The organism is Vibrio cionasavignyae (assembly GCF_050337155.1).
In the GTDB taxonomy this organism is placed as follows: domain Bacteria; phylum Pseudomonadota; class Gammaproteobacteria; order Enterobacterales; family Vibrionaceae; genus Vibrio; species Vibrio nomapromontoriensis.
The window spans coordinates 50663-66076 of record NZ_JAKJSR010000017.1; the positions used below are offsets into that span (position 1 = coordinate 50663).

Consider the following 15414-nt stretch of genomic DNA (forward strand, 5'->3'; position numbering starts at 1 on the left):
TACATGTCAGTCACTATTTTTCACAACCCTCGCTGTTCTAAAAGCCGCCAAACGTTAGCGCTACTGGAAGAGAAAGGCATTCAAGCCGATGTCGTGAAATACCTCGATACGCCACCTAGTGTCAGCGAGCTAAAGACACTGTTTAAACAGCTTGAGCTAGACAGTGTTCGTGCCATGATGAGAACCAAAGAAGATCTTTATAAATCACTCAATCTAGCCGATACAACAATCACTGATGAGCAATTATTTCAAGCAATGTTTGAAAACCCAAAACTTATTGAACGTCCAATTGTCGTGAGCAATGGCAAAGCCAAACACGGACGTCCACCAGAGCAAGTGCTTGAGATTATATAGTGCCTTGCCGTATTTTAGTGCTGTACTACAGCCGACACGGTAGCACTCGCCACTTAGCCCGCGCGATCGCGAGAGGAGTGGAGAGTGTCGCTGGCTGTGAGGCGATATTAAGAACGGTTGAAGAACTCAACACCACCCAAAGTGAAGCTAGTGACGCCTTCGCAACACTCAATGACTTGAAGCAATGCGACGGTCTGGCGATGGGAAGTCCAGTCTGGTTTGGTAACATGGCCGCACCATTGAAACACTTTTGGGATCAAACCTCGAGCTTGTGGATCAGTGGTTCACTTATTGATAAACCTGCCTGTGTATTTACTTCGTCATCCAGCTTACACGGCGGGCAAGAAACCGTGCAGCAGTCAATGCTACTGCCATTGTTGCACCATGGCATGCTCGTCATGGGGATCCCCTACAGCGAGCCTTTACTCCACACCACTACCTCTGGCGGCACCCCATACGGCGCCTCTCATGTTGCCAATGACAGCAACCAATTGACAGCAGAAGAAGCCACGCTCTCGCTCGCACTCGGCAAGCGTTTGGCGACTATGGCACAACAACTAAAACAATCATAATGGACATGACACGATTGCAACCAAAAGTTCACTACGTTCGCTACTTTGCTCTGTTTAGCAACTTAGCGTTACTCACATGGGTCATTTTATGGCACAGCACCCTTTCGCCTCACCCGCACGTTAATGCGCTTGCCATTACCGTCGCATGGGCGATTCCACTACTGCTGCCTTTACCCGGTATCATTGCTGGTAAACCTTATACGCATGCATGGGCTAACTTCATGCTCATGCTCTATTTCTTACACGCCTTTACTTTGTTGTACACCGATGAAGGTGAACGTTGGTTAGCGGCTATAGAGTTGCTGCTCACAACATTGACCTTCATTGGCAACACACTTTATGCAAGAGTCAAAGGGAAAGAGATGGGACTCAAACTACCGCGCTTATCCAGTGTTGAGAAAAAAGAAAAAGAAACCTTTGAAAAGAAACAATAGCCAATAAAAAAGGAGGCTGAGCCTCCTTTTTTATTATTTGCAGTCTGTCATTGATGTGACTAACACGACGTTAGTACAACCACTCAAATACAAGCTTAGGTTTTGAGATTAGCCCCGACGCTGTTTTATCATCGCTAGCGGTCTCTGCCGAAGAGTCGGTTGCAGACGACTCTAAGCCATCAGATACAGTAACATCAGAAACATTTGCACCCGCTTCATTAGGGGTTTGCTGCGTCTCTTCCGCTGATACCAATGCTGAAGTCTCTGGCAGTTGCTTCGGTTCAACGGCTTCAGGTACCTCTTCAGCCACCTCTTCAACTACTTCAACCTTGTTAACTAAACCAAGCTTAAGCACTTCTTGCTCAAAAGAGTCGATAGAACCTAATAACGCCACACGGACGATAACATTATTGCCACGAATTTCTGCCACATCGACACGAGCCGTAGAGGCAAGTCGCCCTAACGCGCGCTCTAAAGTAAAGAAAGCATCGGCATTCACTAGACCATTAAAGGCGACGGTAATAGTACCCGCACTATCACCACTGACTACTGAGGTATTTTTCGATGCATAGTAATCACTCACTTGAGCAATTAAGCTTTGAGCCGCTTGCTCTCCAGATGCGCCACCAGTAATAGGAGCAATCTGAGTTTTACCCATACTAGCAGGAGATTGATCATATAAAGACCAACGTAGCTGGCGACCATCCGCTTTGATCACCATCACGGCATCAACAGGGTAACGCATCGTCGCCTGCCCTATTGTTCCAACAAAGCCGCCCCATAAGTCAGTCGACTGGATACCGGTCATATCATCAAAGTCCCCGACAGGAAACGTTAATGGTAAACCGCGCTTTTTCGCCTCTATACGTAGCTGAGTCGCCATCGCAGAGTTGCTATGCTCCCACGTGATGTTACGATCGTATCCACTGTCTTCAACTAGCCACACCATAATGTTACTGCGCTCGGCTGGCCAAGATGCCAATTCAGCTTGTTGCAACAACACATCAATTTGATTGCTATTAAACTTCATGTTTAATGCTTGCTGACCATCCACTTGGGTATAGCCCAACTGAGAAATATAGCGCGAGCTCTGGCCCAGTGCTTTTTTAACGACACTGTTTGAGGCGACACTCGCGTCACCACTAGCACGCACGAGCACCTCTAGCATTCCCTGCTGACGTGCAATTTCATCGGCGTTTGGCTCTTCCGTATTCACCGCAATTTGAGTTGAGTAAATATCAACTTTAGTCAACGCATACGCTGGTAACGAACATAGTCCAACCAACAGCCAAGCAAAATAACGCATAGGAATCCTAAATAACAAAGATATAAGTCGGAATAATAAGCAAACATGAGGACAGGAGCAAGCAGACTGCTTCAAGGTTTGGTTAAATTATCCAAGCATAAGGCGATCTGAGTACTCACAAATAGAATAGCGAAGCAAGTATTGCGATATTTGTAACAATAAAACGGATTTATTTACCAAGATCATTAAGTAATCGATTACAAAGTGATACTATCGCGCGAATTTGCCTGACAACGGTTGGGTGTGCCTATGACTTGCTTGGAATATTAAATAATGAAAACGATTCTTCAGGGTTCGCAAATGCTGTTCGTCGCATTTGGTTCCTTAGTTCTGGTCCCGTTGCTGACAGGACTTGACCCTAACGTTGCGCTATTTGGCGCCGGTGTTGGTACTCTCCTTTTCCAACTGATAACTAGACGCAGCGTACCCATTTTCCTAGCTTCTTCTTTTGCGTTCATTGCTCCAATCATGTTTGGTATTCAGACGTGGGGCGTTGGGGCGACCATGGGTGGCCTAATGGCAGCCGGCGTTGTTTATGTGTTAATGGGCGTACTCATCAAAGTGCGCGGCGTCGCGATCATTCATAAACTACTGCCTCCAGTGGTCGTTGGTCCAGTCATTATGGTGATCGGTCTTGGCCTTGCACCTGTTGCTGTTAATATGGCGCTGGGTAAAACCAGTGATGGTAGCGTTCAGCTTATCGCAGCTGATGCATCGCTGTGGATCTCTGCAGTTTCACTGCTAGTGACCGTGGGCGTGAGTGTTTTTTCTAAAGGCTTCCTTAAATTACTTCCTATCGTGAGCGGTATCCTAGCGGGTTACATCACCAGCCTTATTTTTGGCGTGGTTGATTTTAGCCCTGTAGTTCAAGCCGCGTGGTTATCCCTTCCTAACTTTACCGCGCCTGAATTCAACATCAATGCCATCCTGTTTATGCTGCCAGTAGCTATTGCTCCTGCAGTAGAGCACGTCGGTGATATGCTGGCTATTTCCAATGTAACTGGGAAAGATTACCTTAAAAAACCAGGTTTACACCGCACTATTGCCGGTGACGGGGTAGCAACAATCGCAGCATCAATGATGGGCGCGCCACCTAACACCACCTATAGCGAAGTGACTGGTGCAGTAATGCTCACTAAAGCATTCAACCCTGTCATTATGACGTGGGCTGCGGTAACGGCAATTGTACTTGCGCTGGTTGGAAAACTCGGCGCAGTGCTACAAACCATCCCAGTCCCAGTTATGGGCGGCATAATGATCTTGCTGTTTGGGTCAATCGCAACGGTTGGTCTCAATACACTGATTAAGAATAATGTTGATCTTCATAAGTCTCGCAACCTTGTGATTGTCGCAATAACTTTAGTATTCGGTATTGGTGGTATGGCTTTCGGTATTGGCGATTTCAGCCTTCAAGGCGTGAGCTTATGCGGTATCGTCGCGATTATCTTGAACCTTGTTCTCCCTCATGACCTAGGTGAAAACAAAGTTGTTGATAACGCACAAATGGAAGACTAAAACGCTATCGACAAAAAAAGGCTGACGTAATGTCAGCCTTTTTAATCACCAATTCAATCGTAATCTAAGCAAAGAATGACTTAAATTATCGCCGACCGGAATTACAGTGTACCGAAGATTTTATCACCCGCGTCACCAAGACCCGGAACAATGTAACCTTTGTCGTTCAAGCATTCATCGATAGCAGCAGTGTAAAGCTCCACTTCAGGGTGCGCTTTCTCCAGCGCTTCAATACCTTCCGGCGCTGCAACGAGTACAAGTACTTTAATCGACTTACAACCTTTCTCTTTAAGAAGGTCGATAGTGGCGATCATTGAACCGCCCGTTGCTAGCATTGGGTCAACAACTAGTGCAATACGCTCGTCCATGTTTGATGCTAGTTTGTTAAAGTAAGGCACTGGCTCAAGTGTTTCTTCATCACGGTAAACACCAACAACACTAATACGTGCACTTGGCATATGCTCAAGAACGCCATCCATCATGCCTAGACCAGCACGAAGAATTGGAACAACTGTGACTTTTTTACCCTTAATCTGATCCACTTCCACTGGACCATTCCAACCTTCAATTGTGACTTTTTCAGTCTCAAAATCTGCTGTTGCTTCATAAGTCAGCAAGCTACCAACTTCAGTCGCAAGCTCACGAAAACGCTTTGTGCTGATGTCCCCTTCGCGCATCAAACCAAGTTTGTGCTTAACAAGTGGGTGTTTAACTTCAACAACTTTCATGTCCAACTCCGGCAATTTTTACAAAACGCCAAAATTATACATGCTTTATTGGCTTATTTCAGGTGAGTTTCACCATTAACGGTAACTTTCCACGGAAAAGTTTGATCTAATCCTGCTTATTCTTGTTAAACCATGCCTTAAAAAATAGTTTAAATTTTCTTACGCAAACGTTTTCCTTTTTGCGTAAAGCCCTGTTAGAATAGCGCCGCTTTTCACTTCCAATTATTTATCGAGGACTGTCCCGTGAGCGGAAACAACACTTCCCTAAGCTATAAAGACGCTGGTGTAGACATTGATGCAGGTAACGCGTTAGTTGACCGTATTAAAGGCGCAGTTAAGCGCACTCGTCGCCCTGAAGTAATGGGAGGCATCGGTGGATTTGGTGCTTTATGTGAGCTGCCAACTAAATACAAAGAGCCTGTATTGGTTTCCGGCACTGATGGTGTAGGCACCAAACTTCGCCTGGCACTAGACCTGAAAAAACACGACACCATTGGTATCGACTTAGTCGCAATGTGCGTGAACGATCTTATCGTTCAAGGTGGTGAGCCACTATTTTTCTTAGATTACTACGCGACAGGTAAACTGGACGTTGATACTGCAGCAGACGTTGTTTCTGGTATTGCTGAAGGCTGTGTTCAAGCAGGTTGTGCACTGATTGGTGGTGAAACTGCTGAAATGCCTGGCATGTATGAAGGTGATGACTACGATGTTGCTGGCTTCTGTGTTGGTGTCGTAGAAAAAGCAGACATCATCGACGGCACAAAAGTGGCGGCAGGTGATGCACTCATTGCTGTAGGTTCAAGTGGCCCGCATTCAAATGGCTACTCTTTGATCCGCAAAGTGCTTGAAGTATCTGGCGCAGACAAAAATGAAATTCTAGGTGAGCGCACCATTGGCGAGCACCTACTAGAACCAACAAAAATCTATATCAAATCGGCATTGAAAATGATCGCAGAGCATGACATTCATGCTATTTCTCACATCACTGGCGGCGGCTTCTGGGAAAACATCCCTCGCGTACTTCCTGAAGGGACTAAAGCGGTTATCGACGGTAAGAGTTGGGAATGGCCTGCTATCTTCAACTGGCTACAAGAGAAAGGCAATGTCGAAACATTTGAAATGTACCGTACATTTAACTGTGGCGTAGGTCTTGTTGTCGCTCTTCCAAAAGAACAAGCTGACGCTGCAGTAGCTTTGCTACAAGCTGAAGGTGAAAACGCTTGGGTTATTGGTGAGATCGCAACTGCCGAAGCTGGTGAAGAGCAAGTAGAGATCAAGTAATTCATGAAGAATATCGTTGTTTTAGTTTCAGGGAATGGCACGAATTTACAAGCGATTATTGATGCTTGTGAAACGTCGATCACCAACGCAAAAGTGCGCGCTGTATTCTCGAATAAAGAATCAGCCTTTGCTTTAGAGCGGGCAAGAAAAGCCGGTGCCGAAGCTGAGTTCCTTGATCCAAAAGCCAGTGAATCACGAGAAGCCTTCGATGCCGAGCTTATGCGACGCATTGACGTGCATAATCCTGATTTATTGGTACTCGCTGGTTACATGCGTATTTTGAGTGGTGAATTTGTTCGCCACTATATGGGGAGAATGATCAATATTCATCCTTCACTATTACCAAAATATCCAGGTCTCAATACGCATCAACGCGCCATTGATAACTGCGATGAGCATCATGGTACTAGCATCCACTTTGTCACCGAGAAACTTGATGGCGGCCCAATCATTTTGCAGGCTAAAGTTCCAGTATTTGATAACGACACAGTGGAAATTTTAGAACAACGAATTCAAACCCAAGAACACCAAATCTACCCATTGGTGGTGAAATGGTTCGTTGAGGATCGCCTGTCTATGGATGGCAGTAAAGCGATACTTGATGGCAAAGAACTTGGTGTTCAAGGTTACGCTGATCAATAACAAAGCACGGCTTTAACTAGCAAGATGCAGATACAAAAAAGCGAGTGTTTTTAACACTCGCTTTTTTAATTCTTCCACTATTTTTAAGAAAATAATGAACGTCGCATCTAATATAACTTGCGCTATAGCGGCTCCGTCGGAGCCTGACTCGCGGGTTTTGCTGCCGCGTACGGAACATCCTTCAATTGCTCAGAATTGCTCAATACCAACTCACCAAAATGAAACAGATTAAACTCACCTGGCTTCATTCGATGCCAAGTTTCATTACCGGTTAATGGCTGAGTTGCTATCACTGAGACAACATCATTAGGTGTGGTTTCCACCTGAAAGTTAATGGTGACATCTTCATCCAATAACGTCGCTTTTCCAAATGGCGCTTTACGGGTGATCCAATATAGGTGATTAGTACAAAATGTCATAACAAACTCACCATCACTCAGCATCATGTTATAGACACCAAACTGGCGCAGTTCATCGCAACATTCTGCCACATAAGCGAACATGGCCATCATGTCTTGCGGAGGCTCAGGAAAGCGATCTTCCAATTTACTGAGCAACCAGCAAAACGACAGTTCACTGTCCGTTTCACCGACAGGTCGATGACGCCCTGTTCTCAAACTTTGGTAATCACTCAGTTGACCATTGTGCGCAAATGTCCAATAGCGTCCCCACAACTCCCGAGTAAATGGGTGAGTATTCTCTAGGTTCACCTGACCACGGTTTGCTTGACGAATATGGCTCACCACCGCTCGGCTTTTTATTGGATAACTTTGCACTAACTCCGCTATCTGCGAATCACAACTCTGGTTTGGGTCTTTAAACGTTCTAAAGCCCTTCCCTTCATAGAAAGTAATTCCCCATCCATCCTTATGAGGACCTGTATTCCCACCTCGCTGAATCAAACCAGTAAAGCTAAAACAGATGTCCGTTGGCACATTGGCGCTCATGCCAAGCAATTCACACATTACGTTCCTTATTCTCCATAACCTATTGTTCTACAGCTCGCAGCTCTAAAATACGACGCAACGACTATTCCATTTCCTTTTCAATCAACTGAATGATGATATGAATAATCTTAATGTGAATCTCTTGAATACGATCGGCATAACCAAAATGTGGTACTCGGATTTCAATATCAGCGAGTCCAGCCATTTTGCCACCATCTTTACCGGTTAAGGCAATGGTTGTCATGCCTTTCTCTTTTGCCGCTTCAATCGCTTTAAGAATATTACCAGAATTACCGGATGTAGACAGACCAAACAGGACATCACCTTTGCGGCCTACCGCTTCAACATAACGCGAAAAGACATACTCATACCCAAAGTCGTTACTTACGCAAGAAAGGTGACTTACGTCTGAAATAGCAATACCAGCATAACCTGGACGATTTTCACGATAGCGTCCTGTCAGTTCTTCCGCAAAATGCATAGCATCACAATGAGAACCGCCATTACCGCAAGATAAAACTTTACCGTCTTGCTTAAATGATGCCGCTATCATTTTTGCTGCGGCTTCAATTTTTGCGATGTTATCGTCATCGCTTAAAAACGCGTTCAAGACATCTGCAGCTTCGCTTAATTCACTTTTAATCAGATCTTGGTACATAGGGTTCTTCTCTTTGTTTCACCGATATGTTCGGTTGTTATCGATTAACTTGAGTGTACCTATAAATCAGAGAGACTGTCGATAGTCATCACAGTTCAATCGGCTCCACATCATCAATTTTTTCTCTGAATTCAGTCAAAGGTTCCCCAAGCCACACTCACCATCTCTTTATTCTGTGATAGCAAACACCTTCAAGTTTTACATTTTTGCAATAATTAGTTTACAATAGCAACTGGTACGACCTCCTACCTTTGCTATTTTTGCTCATGAAGAGGCGTTATAGACCCAATAACAAAAACCCAATAACAATACCCAGATAAAGGAACCATCATGGACATCTTGCTCTCTACTGTCATATTGCTCGGAGCGGTTGGCGTTAGCTTTTATCAACGTGCATCGTTAGCAAAATCTCTTTTACTTGTTTCTGCAGCTTTGGCAATAGGAACACTACTTGGCACTTTTGGCTTTATTGCTTGGAGTGTCTATGTGCTACTCATCGCGGTGACTTGTGTTCCTGCTATACGTCAAACACTGGTATCAGAAAAAGCACTCGCACTTTTTAAGAAAGTGCTACCAGCTATGTCTCAAACAGAAAAAGAAGCACTCGATGCCGGTACGGTATGGTGGGAAGCCGAGTTGTTCAAAGGCAAACCAAATTGGCAAACGCTGCAACACATCAGCGCCCCTAAACTTAGCCAAGAAGAGCAAGATTTTTTAGATGGGCCAGTCAACGAAGTCTGTGCGATGGTCAACGACTATCAAGTCACTCACGAACTTGCCGATCTTCCTGCTGAAGTTTGGCAATACCTAAAAGATCATAAATTTTTCGCCATGATCATTAAGAAACAATACGGTGGGTTAGAGTTTTCCGCTTACGCTCAATCACTGGTACTACAAAAACTAACCGGTGTATCTAGCGTCCTATCCTCTACCGTTGGTGTCCCAAATTCACTGGGTCCAGGTGAGTTATTACAGCATTATGGTACCGAAGAGCAAAAAGATTATTACTTACCTCGCTTAGCGGTGGGTAAAGAAATTCCATGCTTTGCATTAACCAGTCCAGAGGCTGGCTCTGATGCGGGATCCATCCCTGACTTTGGCGTAGTCTGTAAAGGAAAATGGGAAGGCAAAGAAGTATTAGGGATGAACCTCACCTGGAATAAGCGATATATCACGTTAGCACCAGTCGCAACGGTTCTGGGACTAGCTTTTAAACTTCAAGATCCCGATGGTCTACTTGGAGACAAAACCGACCTCGGTATTACTTGTGCGCTGATCCCCACTGACCTTAAAGGTGTGGAAATCGGTAATCGTCATTTCCCATTAAACTTGCCGTTCCAAAATGGCCCGACTAAAGCGCAGTCTCTTTTCGTTCCTCTCGATTTCATCATTGGTGGACCTAAAATGGCCGGTCAAGGCTGGCGCATGTTAGTTGAGTGTCTGTCAGTAGGACGGGGGATTACCCTGCCTTCAAACTCCACAGGTGGCATAAAAACAGCAGCATTAGCGACAGGGGCCTACGCACGCATCCGTCGTCAATTTAAACAGCCTATCGGCCATATGGAAGGGATTGAAGAGCCATTGGCACGTATTGCTGGTAATGCTTACGTGATGGACGCGGCAAGCAGCCTAACGGTCACAGGTATCGATTTGGGAGAGAAGCCTTCGGTGATTTCTGCCATTGTTAAGTATCACTGTACGCACAGAGGTCAGCGCGCCATTATCGATGCAATGGACATTGTTGGCGGTAAAGGCGTCTGTCTTGGTCCATCAAACTTCCTGGCACGAGGCTACCAAGGTGCACCTATTGCGATTACCGTTGAAGGCGCGAATATCCTGACACGTTCAATGATCATTTACGGGCAAGGTGCGATTCGTTGTCACCCTTACGTCCTAAAAGAAATGGAAGCCGCCTACTCAACACAGGGCAGCGCCGTCTCAGACTTTGATAAGGCGCTAGCAGGTCACGTGTCATTTGCCATTAGTAACTTCATTCGCAGCTTGTGGTTAGGTATTACCGATGGTCGCGGCTCAGATGCGCCTCATAAAGATGCGACAAAGCGATACTATCAACAGCTTAATCGTTACAGTGCTAACCTCGCCTTATTGTCAGACGTCTCGATGGCAGTGCTAGGTGGTTCACTAAAACGTAAAGAACGTCTCTCTGCTCGTCTTGGTGATATTTTAAGCCAATTGTATTTGAGTACTGCTGCACTTAAACGCTTTGATAACGAAGGTCGTCAAAGTGAAGATCTGCCGCTGATGCACTGGGGCCTGCAAGATAGTTTGAAACAAACCGAACAAGCTTTGGATGACTTTTTAACCAACTTCCCTAATAAGACCATTGGTCGATTGTTACGCGTTGTGGTTTTACCGTTTGGCACTGTGAGAGTCGCACCATCGGATAAACTCGATAGCCAAGTAGCGCGAATCCTTCAAACGCCTTGTGGTGCGCGCAGTCGCCTTGGCCGCGGTCAATACTTAGAGCCGACGGAGTTTAACCCTGCAGGTCGTATTGAGCTTGCTTTAGAAATGGTATTAAAAGCAGAACCTATTTTCAATAAGATCTGTAAAGAAATAGGTCAACGCCGTCCATTCACCAATCTTGACCATGTCGCCGAAATTGGATTAGAGAAAGGCATTATTGGTCAAGACGAAGCGATGGTATTAAAAACGGCGGAAGCCCATCGTCTCTATACCATTAATGTCGATGACTTCTCATCAGAGGAACTCGCAGCAAAGCCAGTCTATCCAGCCATGGAGGAAGTGGCATAAACAGCGATAGAGAGGAAGTTGAAGATAGAGATTTAGTTGAAGATAGAGATTAGCCTATTTTTATTCTCCTAATAAAATGCCAACCATACGGTTGGCATTTTTTGTTCCATACACCACGAAGTAGACCGCAGCGCGCCCTTACCGGTTAGCTTGGCATCTTCAACTGCATTTCGGGGGTTACCGCACGTATTGCCCGCTTTCGTCTGACAATCCACCACACCAACGCTCCCACCAGCAGCAATACCGTATTACCAACAACAATCGCAATAAGCGCACGCTGTTTTACCTCTGCTCGATGTTGCGCGATTTGCGCTTCTTGCTGCGCTTTCTTCTTCGCTTCTCGAGCTGCCTCTTGCAATTCTTGTGCTTTGTTCAGGTCAATCGCTCCCACCACACTAAATGAGCGACTAGGTAAATCAAAGACGAGCTCTCGCTCTGTCACCGCCTCATCGGCATAAACATGCCCAGACCAATGATAGGTGCCAACTTCATTAAGATCGGTAAACAGTGACGTCACTTCCATCTCACTGCCACCCGCTTGAGCTTGCACAACCTGCTCACTCTCGCTAGGAGATATCAACTCTATTGATGTAGCCAAACTGCCGGCCTCGATAGTGGCTGCTTCACCACGCAGTAATAGTTGGTGAGGAGAGTTTTCATCACCTTGTATAAAGCGAGTGACAAACGGTGTCGGATAGACAAACACCTCTTGCTCTAGCGCCCGAAGAAATACACCATTACCTGTGGTAATTCGGACATTATACTTGCCCGGCTCTATGGTGATAGGAAGTTCAACAGTAAAGACACCATCACCAGAACGCTCATCGAGCCCTGCACCATTATCAAAAAACTCACCGATAACGATGGGAATAGGTGTCACCTTAGAATCCTTGGCCCCCTGCTCCTCAAGATAGCGTGTCATGACAACTTTTAAATTCACATGAGTCAGAATGCTGTCGATAATAAGCGGCTCGCCGTCACTGAGAAGACGAGCTGTAAATTTAACTTTTTCACCTTGATACAGACGCTCAGGCAGGGTTTGCGCTTTTAGCGACAGCTTAGAGACTAACTGGATATTATTCTTAGGGGTGACTTTGCCAATGGCTTGCCAAGGGCCTGGCATAGGGCGCTCAATCGTCACAATATCAGCGGTAGGCTCTTCAATCCAATGCACGTTAGCAGGATGTTTCCAAGCATAGTATTTTCTGCCATCAGGGCGAACTAAGGTGACAGGGCGAGAATTATCTTTGCGATAAACAAGAAACGTAATTCGCTCAATGGTTTCATCTACACGAAATCGGTTATCCAAAAATGACATAGCAGAGTCACTGGCCATCGCTGTCCCAATGAGCGTCAACCACAGACTAAACGCTATGAAAATCCTCTGCATGCTTTTCTCCTACTGGCGCCACAAACAGTTACCGCCTTTTGCTACGATATCCAAACGCGAATTATGCGCTTCTATTTCATCGGCCGTTGCATGCAAAACCTTTAGCGCTTTTCGTCCTGTCGTTAATCTTTTGATCATTTCTGAGTCCGAGTCCCCAGATTGACCAGCATTGAACTGTAAGTGCGTCTGCCCACCTGTCATTGCTAAATAAACGTCAGCAAGAATTTCCGCATCGAGTAAAGCGCCGTGCAATATACGAGCAGAGGTATCGATGGTGTAATGCTTCGCTAAGGAATCAAGGTTTTTCCTTGCGGGCATGTTGGCCATACGCTTTGCCATTGCCAAGGTATCGGTAACCTTGCAGTGATCTTCCGTTTTGCCAATGCTCGTATCCACCATGGAAAACTCAAGATCCATGAAGCCCACATCGAAGGGCGCGTTGTGAGCCACCAGCTCAGCACCAGAAATGAATTCAAGAAACTCGGCATGGATTTGCTTATATTCTGGTTTGTCTAATAAGAACTCATCCGTAATACCGTGAACGGCAATCGCATCGGGCTGGATCAGACGATCGGGCTTGATATAAACGTGGAAGTGCCTTCCGGTGAATTTTCGATTGATGATCTCAACCGCACCAATTTCTATAATTCGATGCCCTAGGTAGTGAGGGCCACCTTCACGGTTCATACCCGTCGTTTCCGTATCGAGTACGATGATTCTGCGTTGTTCTGAATTGAGACTGGTATTCATGATGTTTTGTATGTCAGACTATAGAAATAAAGTTACAGACCTACATAGTATCAAATCATGGCGAAACAGGTTGAAATTTTCACTGACGGATCTTGCTTAGGTAATCCGGGGCCTGGCGGGTATGGCATCGTACTGCGCTATAAACAAACTGAAAAAAAATTATCCAAAGGCTATCAGCTCACAACCAACAATCGCATGGAGATGATGGCAACCATCGTGGCACTTAAAACACTCAAAGAGCCGTGCGATGTCATTCTTACCACCGACAGTCAATATGTACGTCAAGGCATTACACAGTGGATTCACAACTGGAAAAAACGCGGTTGGAAGACCGCAGATAAGAAACCAGTAAAGAATGCCGACCTTTGGAAAGCGCTAGATGAAGAGACCGTGCGCCACTCTGTCGATTGGCGCTGGGTCAAAGGGCACGCGGGCCACCGCGAAAATGAAATGTGTGATGAACTGGCAAGACACGGGGCTGAAAACCCGACCGAAGACGATGTAGGCTATCAGCCTAGTTAGTCTTGCGTTTATCGGCGGTTCGATAATTTAAGCTCACCGGCGTGAGCTTTTTCTTTAACTGCCAATGCGGCTTAATTGGTTTCAGCGGATACGTCCGCTTTCGAGCAACAATGAAGTACAAACTCCCCATAGGTGAAGCCCAGTCCCCCACGCTACTCTCTAGCCATGTCCACATCGTGCGATGTCGCTTCATTGGAAACAACGCATAGGTGTCAGCATGGATGACCTGATAATTAAGTACACTTAGCCAATCTCGAATTCGATTGGGCGTAAACATGCGCCCACTCCATGGAAAGTTATTGCGCCGCCAAGGCATCAAACTCGCAAGCCCGGTGAAGCTAATTGGATTAAAGCCGGTGATAATAAGATAACCGTCATCAATCATCACACGGTCAACCTCGCGTAATAAGCGATGGGGATCATCACAGTACTCAAGTTGGTGGGAAAGAATCACCGCATCAAAACTTTTTTCTAAGAAAGGCAATTCATAACGATCAGCGATCACATTGTGCAGTGGGTTTTTAGCGTCTAAATTAACTTGATGCTGTATATTGCAGTTACAGCTTGTCAACTCACAGCTTAAGCCACCGAGTTTAAGCATATGATAACCAAAAAGCTTTGGGCACCACTCATCTAAACGAGTCTGAATAGATTCAGAAACCCATTGACCGTTGGCAAGTTCTTCCCAAGAATGGGGATGGTCGAGCTTTTTCTTGCTGCGTGCTGGCTTCATATTTTCGCGCTCTCTCTCAAAGTGAATTGGAGAAACAACAATGTTACATATCAAAAGCATACCCGCATTTAATGATAATTACATCTGGCTGATTCAAAATAACCAGAAGTTGTGCGCTGTTGTCGATCCTGGTGATGCGGAACCCGTCATCGCCTATTTAGAAAAAAATCAGCTTGAACTCACCACCATCATGATTACCCATCATCACTGGGATCATATTAATGGTATTGAAGCACTCGTAGCCAAGTACCCTAATCTCACCGTAATAGGCCCAGAAAACGACGTCATTCCGCACTTAACGCATCAAGTCTCCGAAGGACACCGCATTCACTTATTTGGTGAAGAATTCTTAGTCTTAGATTTACCCGGGCATACCCTCGATCATATTGGCTATGTTGGCGACGCAAAACTATTTTGTGGTGATGTGTTGTTTTCAGCCGGGTGTGGTCGAATTTTTGAAGGTACGCCAGAACAGATGTTCAACTCCTTACAGAAACTGACATTGTTACCAGAAGAAACTGACGTATATTGCACCCACGAGTATACGCTGAGCAATCTTGCTTTCGCGATGGCAATCGAGCCTCATAATGCCTACCTTCACGATTATCGAGAGCAAGCCAATCAGAAGCGAGTACAAGGCATTCCTACTCTGCCGACCTCAATTTCCATCGAGAAACGCATTAACCCATTCTTGCGAACTCAGCAAATAGAAGTGATGAAATCCGTTGCAAATAGAAGCATCAACAACGATCCTGTGTCTACTTTTACCGCATTACGTGAGTGGAAAAACGAATTTTAACGTTT

At 45.5% G+C, this 15414-nt stretch carries 16 protein-coding genes; 9 read left to right on the forward strand and 7 right to left on the reverse strand.

Going from position 1 to position 15414, the window contains the following annotated elements:
* The first annotated feature begins 3 nt into the window (after positions 1 to 3).
* From arsC to L4D74_RS13695, 3 genes are read left to right on the forward strand one after another with little or no spacing between them, the layout of a single operon-like run.
* A complete protein-coding gene (arsC, locus tag L4D74_RS13685) occupies positions 4 to 354 on the forward strand; it encodes an arsenate reductase (glutaredoxin) (protein WP_265674548.1) in 351 nt (116 codons plus the stop codon).
* Entirely contained in the window at positions 354 to 926 is a 573-nt protein-coding gene (wrbA, locus tag L4D74_RS13690; protein WP_265674547.1) for an NAD(P)H:quinone oxidoreductase, read from the forward strand. Before arsC ends, wrbA begins: the two co-directional genes overlap by 1 nt.
* Before the next feature lie 5 nt (positions 927 to 931).
* Positions 932 to 1360, forward strand: coding sequence for a DUF2069 domain-containing protein (locus tag L4D74_RS13695; protein ID WP_428752778.1), 429 nt, complete (start codon positions 932 to 934; stop codon positions 1358 to 1360).
* Between the two features lie 70 nt (positions 1361 to 1430).
* Here the strand turns inward: L4D74_RS13695 and L4D74_RS13700 are convergent, their stop codons facing one another.
* Positions 1431 to 2666, reverse strand: coding sequence for a DUF8605 domain-containing protein (locus tag L4D74_RS13700; protein ID WP_428752623.1), 1236 nt, complete (start codon positions 2664 to 2666; stop codon positions 1431 to 1433).
* Positions 2667 to 2939: 273 nt separating this feature from the next.
* Between L4D74_RS13700 and L4D74_RS13705 the strand changes: the two genes are divergently transcribed.
* The gene (locus tag L4D74_RS13705) at positions 2940 to 4181 is read left to right on the forward strand and encodes a uracil-xanthine permease family protein (RefSeq protein WP_428752624.1); all 1242 of its coding nucleotides are present in this window, start codon (positions 2940 to 2942) and stop codon (positions 4179 to 4181) included.
* 101 nt (positions 4182 to 4282) lie between these two features.
* On the opposite strand, the gene upp is transcribed toward L4D74_RS13705, so the two are convergent.
* A complete protein-coding gene (upp, locus tag L4D74_RS13710) occupies positions 4283 to 4909 on the reverse strand; it encodes a uracil phosphoribosyltransferase (protein WP_265674544.1) in 627 nt (208 codons plus the stop codon).
* A gap of 243 nt (positions 4910 to 5152) precedes the next feature.
* Between upp and purM the strand changes: the two genes are divergently transcribed.
* Together purM and purN are read left to right on the forward strand one after the other, a co-directional pair.
* Complete coding sequence (gene purM, locus L4D74_RS13715; RefSeq protein WP_265674543.1) at positions 5153 to 6193, forward strand: phosphoribosylformylglycinamidine cyclo-ligase; 1041 nt, start codon at positions 5153 to 5155, stop codon at positions 6191 to 6193.
* Between the two features lie 3 nt (positions 6194 to 6196).
* A complete protein-coding gene (gene purN / locus L4D74_RS13720) occupies positions 6197 to 6835 on the forward strand; it encodes a phosphoribosylglycinamide formyltransferase (protein ID WP_428752626.1) in 639 nt (212 codons plus the stop codon).
* Between the two features lie 122 nt (positions 6836 to 6957).
* On the opposite strand, the gene L4D74_RS13725 is transcribed toward purN, so the two are convergent.
* Positions 6958 to 7800 carry a class II glutamine amidotransferase gene (locus L4D74_RS13725; protein ID WP_428752627.1) on the reverse strand — a complete coding sequence of 281 codons (843 nt, stop codon included), beginning with the start codon at positions 7798 to 7800 and terminating at the stop codon, positions 6958 to 6960.
* Between the two features lie 64 nt (positions 7801 to 7864).
* The gene (gene lpcA / locus L4D74_RS13730) at positions 7865 to 8440 is read right to left on the reverse strand and encodes a D-sedoheptulose 7-phosphate isomerase (RefSeq protein WP_265674540.1); all 576 of its coding nucleotides are present in this window, start codon (positions 8438 to 8440) and stop codon (positions 7865 to 7867) included.
* A gap of 330 nt (positions 8441 to 8770) precedes the next feature.
* On the opposite strand from lpcA, the gene fadE reads away from it, so the two are divergent.
* On the forward strand, positions 8771 to 11215 hold the full coding sequence (gene fadE, locus L4D74_RS13735; RefSeq protein ID WP_428752628.1) for an acyl-CoA dehydrogenase FadE: 2445 nt from the start codon (positions 8771 to 8773) through the stop codon (positions 11213 to 11215).
* A 145-nt stretch (positions 11216 to 11360) separates the two neighbouring features.
* Here the strand turns inward: fadE and L4D74_RS13740 are convergent, their stop codons facing one another.
* Positions 11361 to 12605 (reverse strand): TIGR03503 family protein, encoded by a 1245-nt coding sequence (locus L4D74_RS13740; RefSeq protein WP_428752629.1) that lies wholly within the window; start codon positions 12603 to 12605, stop codon positions 11361 to 11363.
* 9 nt (positions 12606 to 12614) lie between these two features.
* A complete protein-coding gene (gene dnaQ / locus L4D74_RS13745) occupies positions 12615 to 13355 on the reverse strand; it encodes a DNA polymerase III subunit epsilon (RefSeq protein ID WP_428752630.1) in 741 nt (246 codons plus the stop codon).
* Between the two features lie 57 nt (positions 13356 to 13412).
* Between dnaQ and rnhA the strand changes: the two genes are divergently transcribed.
* Positions 13413 to 13877, forward strand: coding sequence for a ribonuclease HI (gene rnhA, locus L4D74_RS13750; protein WP_428752632.1), 465 nt, complete (start codon positions 13413 to 13415; stop codon positions 13875 to 13877).
* On the opposite strand, the gene L4D74_RS13755 is transcribed toward rnhA, so the two are convergent.
* The gene (locus L4D74_RS13755) at positions 13870 to 14610 is read right to left on the reverse strand and encodes a class I SAM-dependent methyltransferase (protein ID WP_428752633.1); all 741 of its coding nucleotides are present in this window, start codon (positions 14608 to 14610) and stop codon (positions 13870 to 13872) included. The two genes, rnhA and L4D74_RS13755, sit on opposite strands and share 8 nt — an antisense overlap.
* Positions 14611 to 14650: 40 nt before the next feature.
* On the opposite strand from L4D74_RS13755, the gene gloB reads away from it, so the two are divergent.
* A complete protein-coding gene (gloB, locus tag L4D74_RS13760; RefSeq protein WP_428752634.1) occupies positions 14651 to 15409 on the forward strand; it encodes a hydroxyacylglutathione hydrolase in 759 nt (252 codons plus the stop codon).
* Positions 15410 to 15414: the final 5 nt, after the last annotated feature.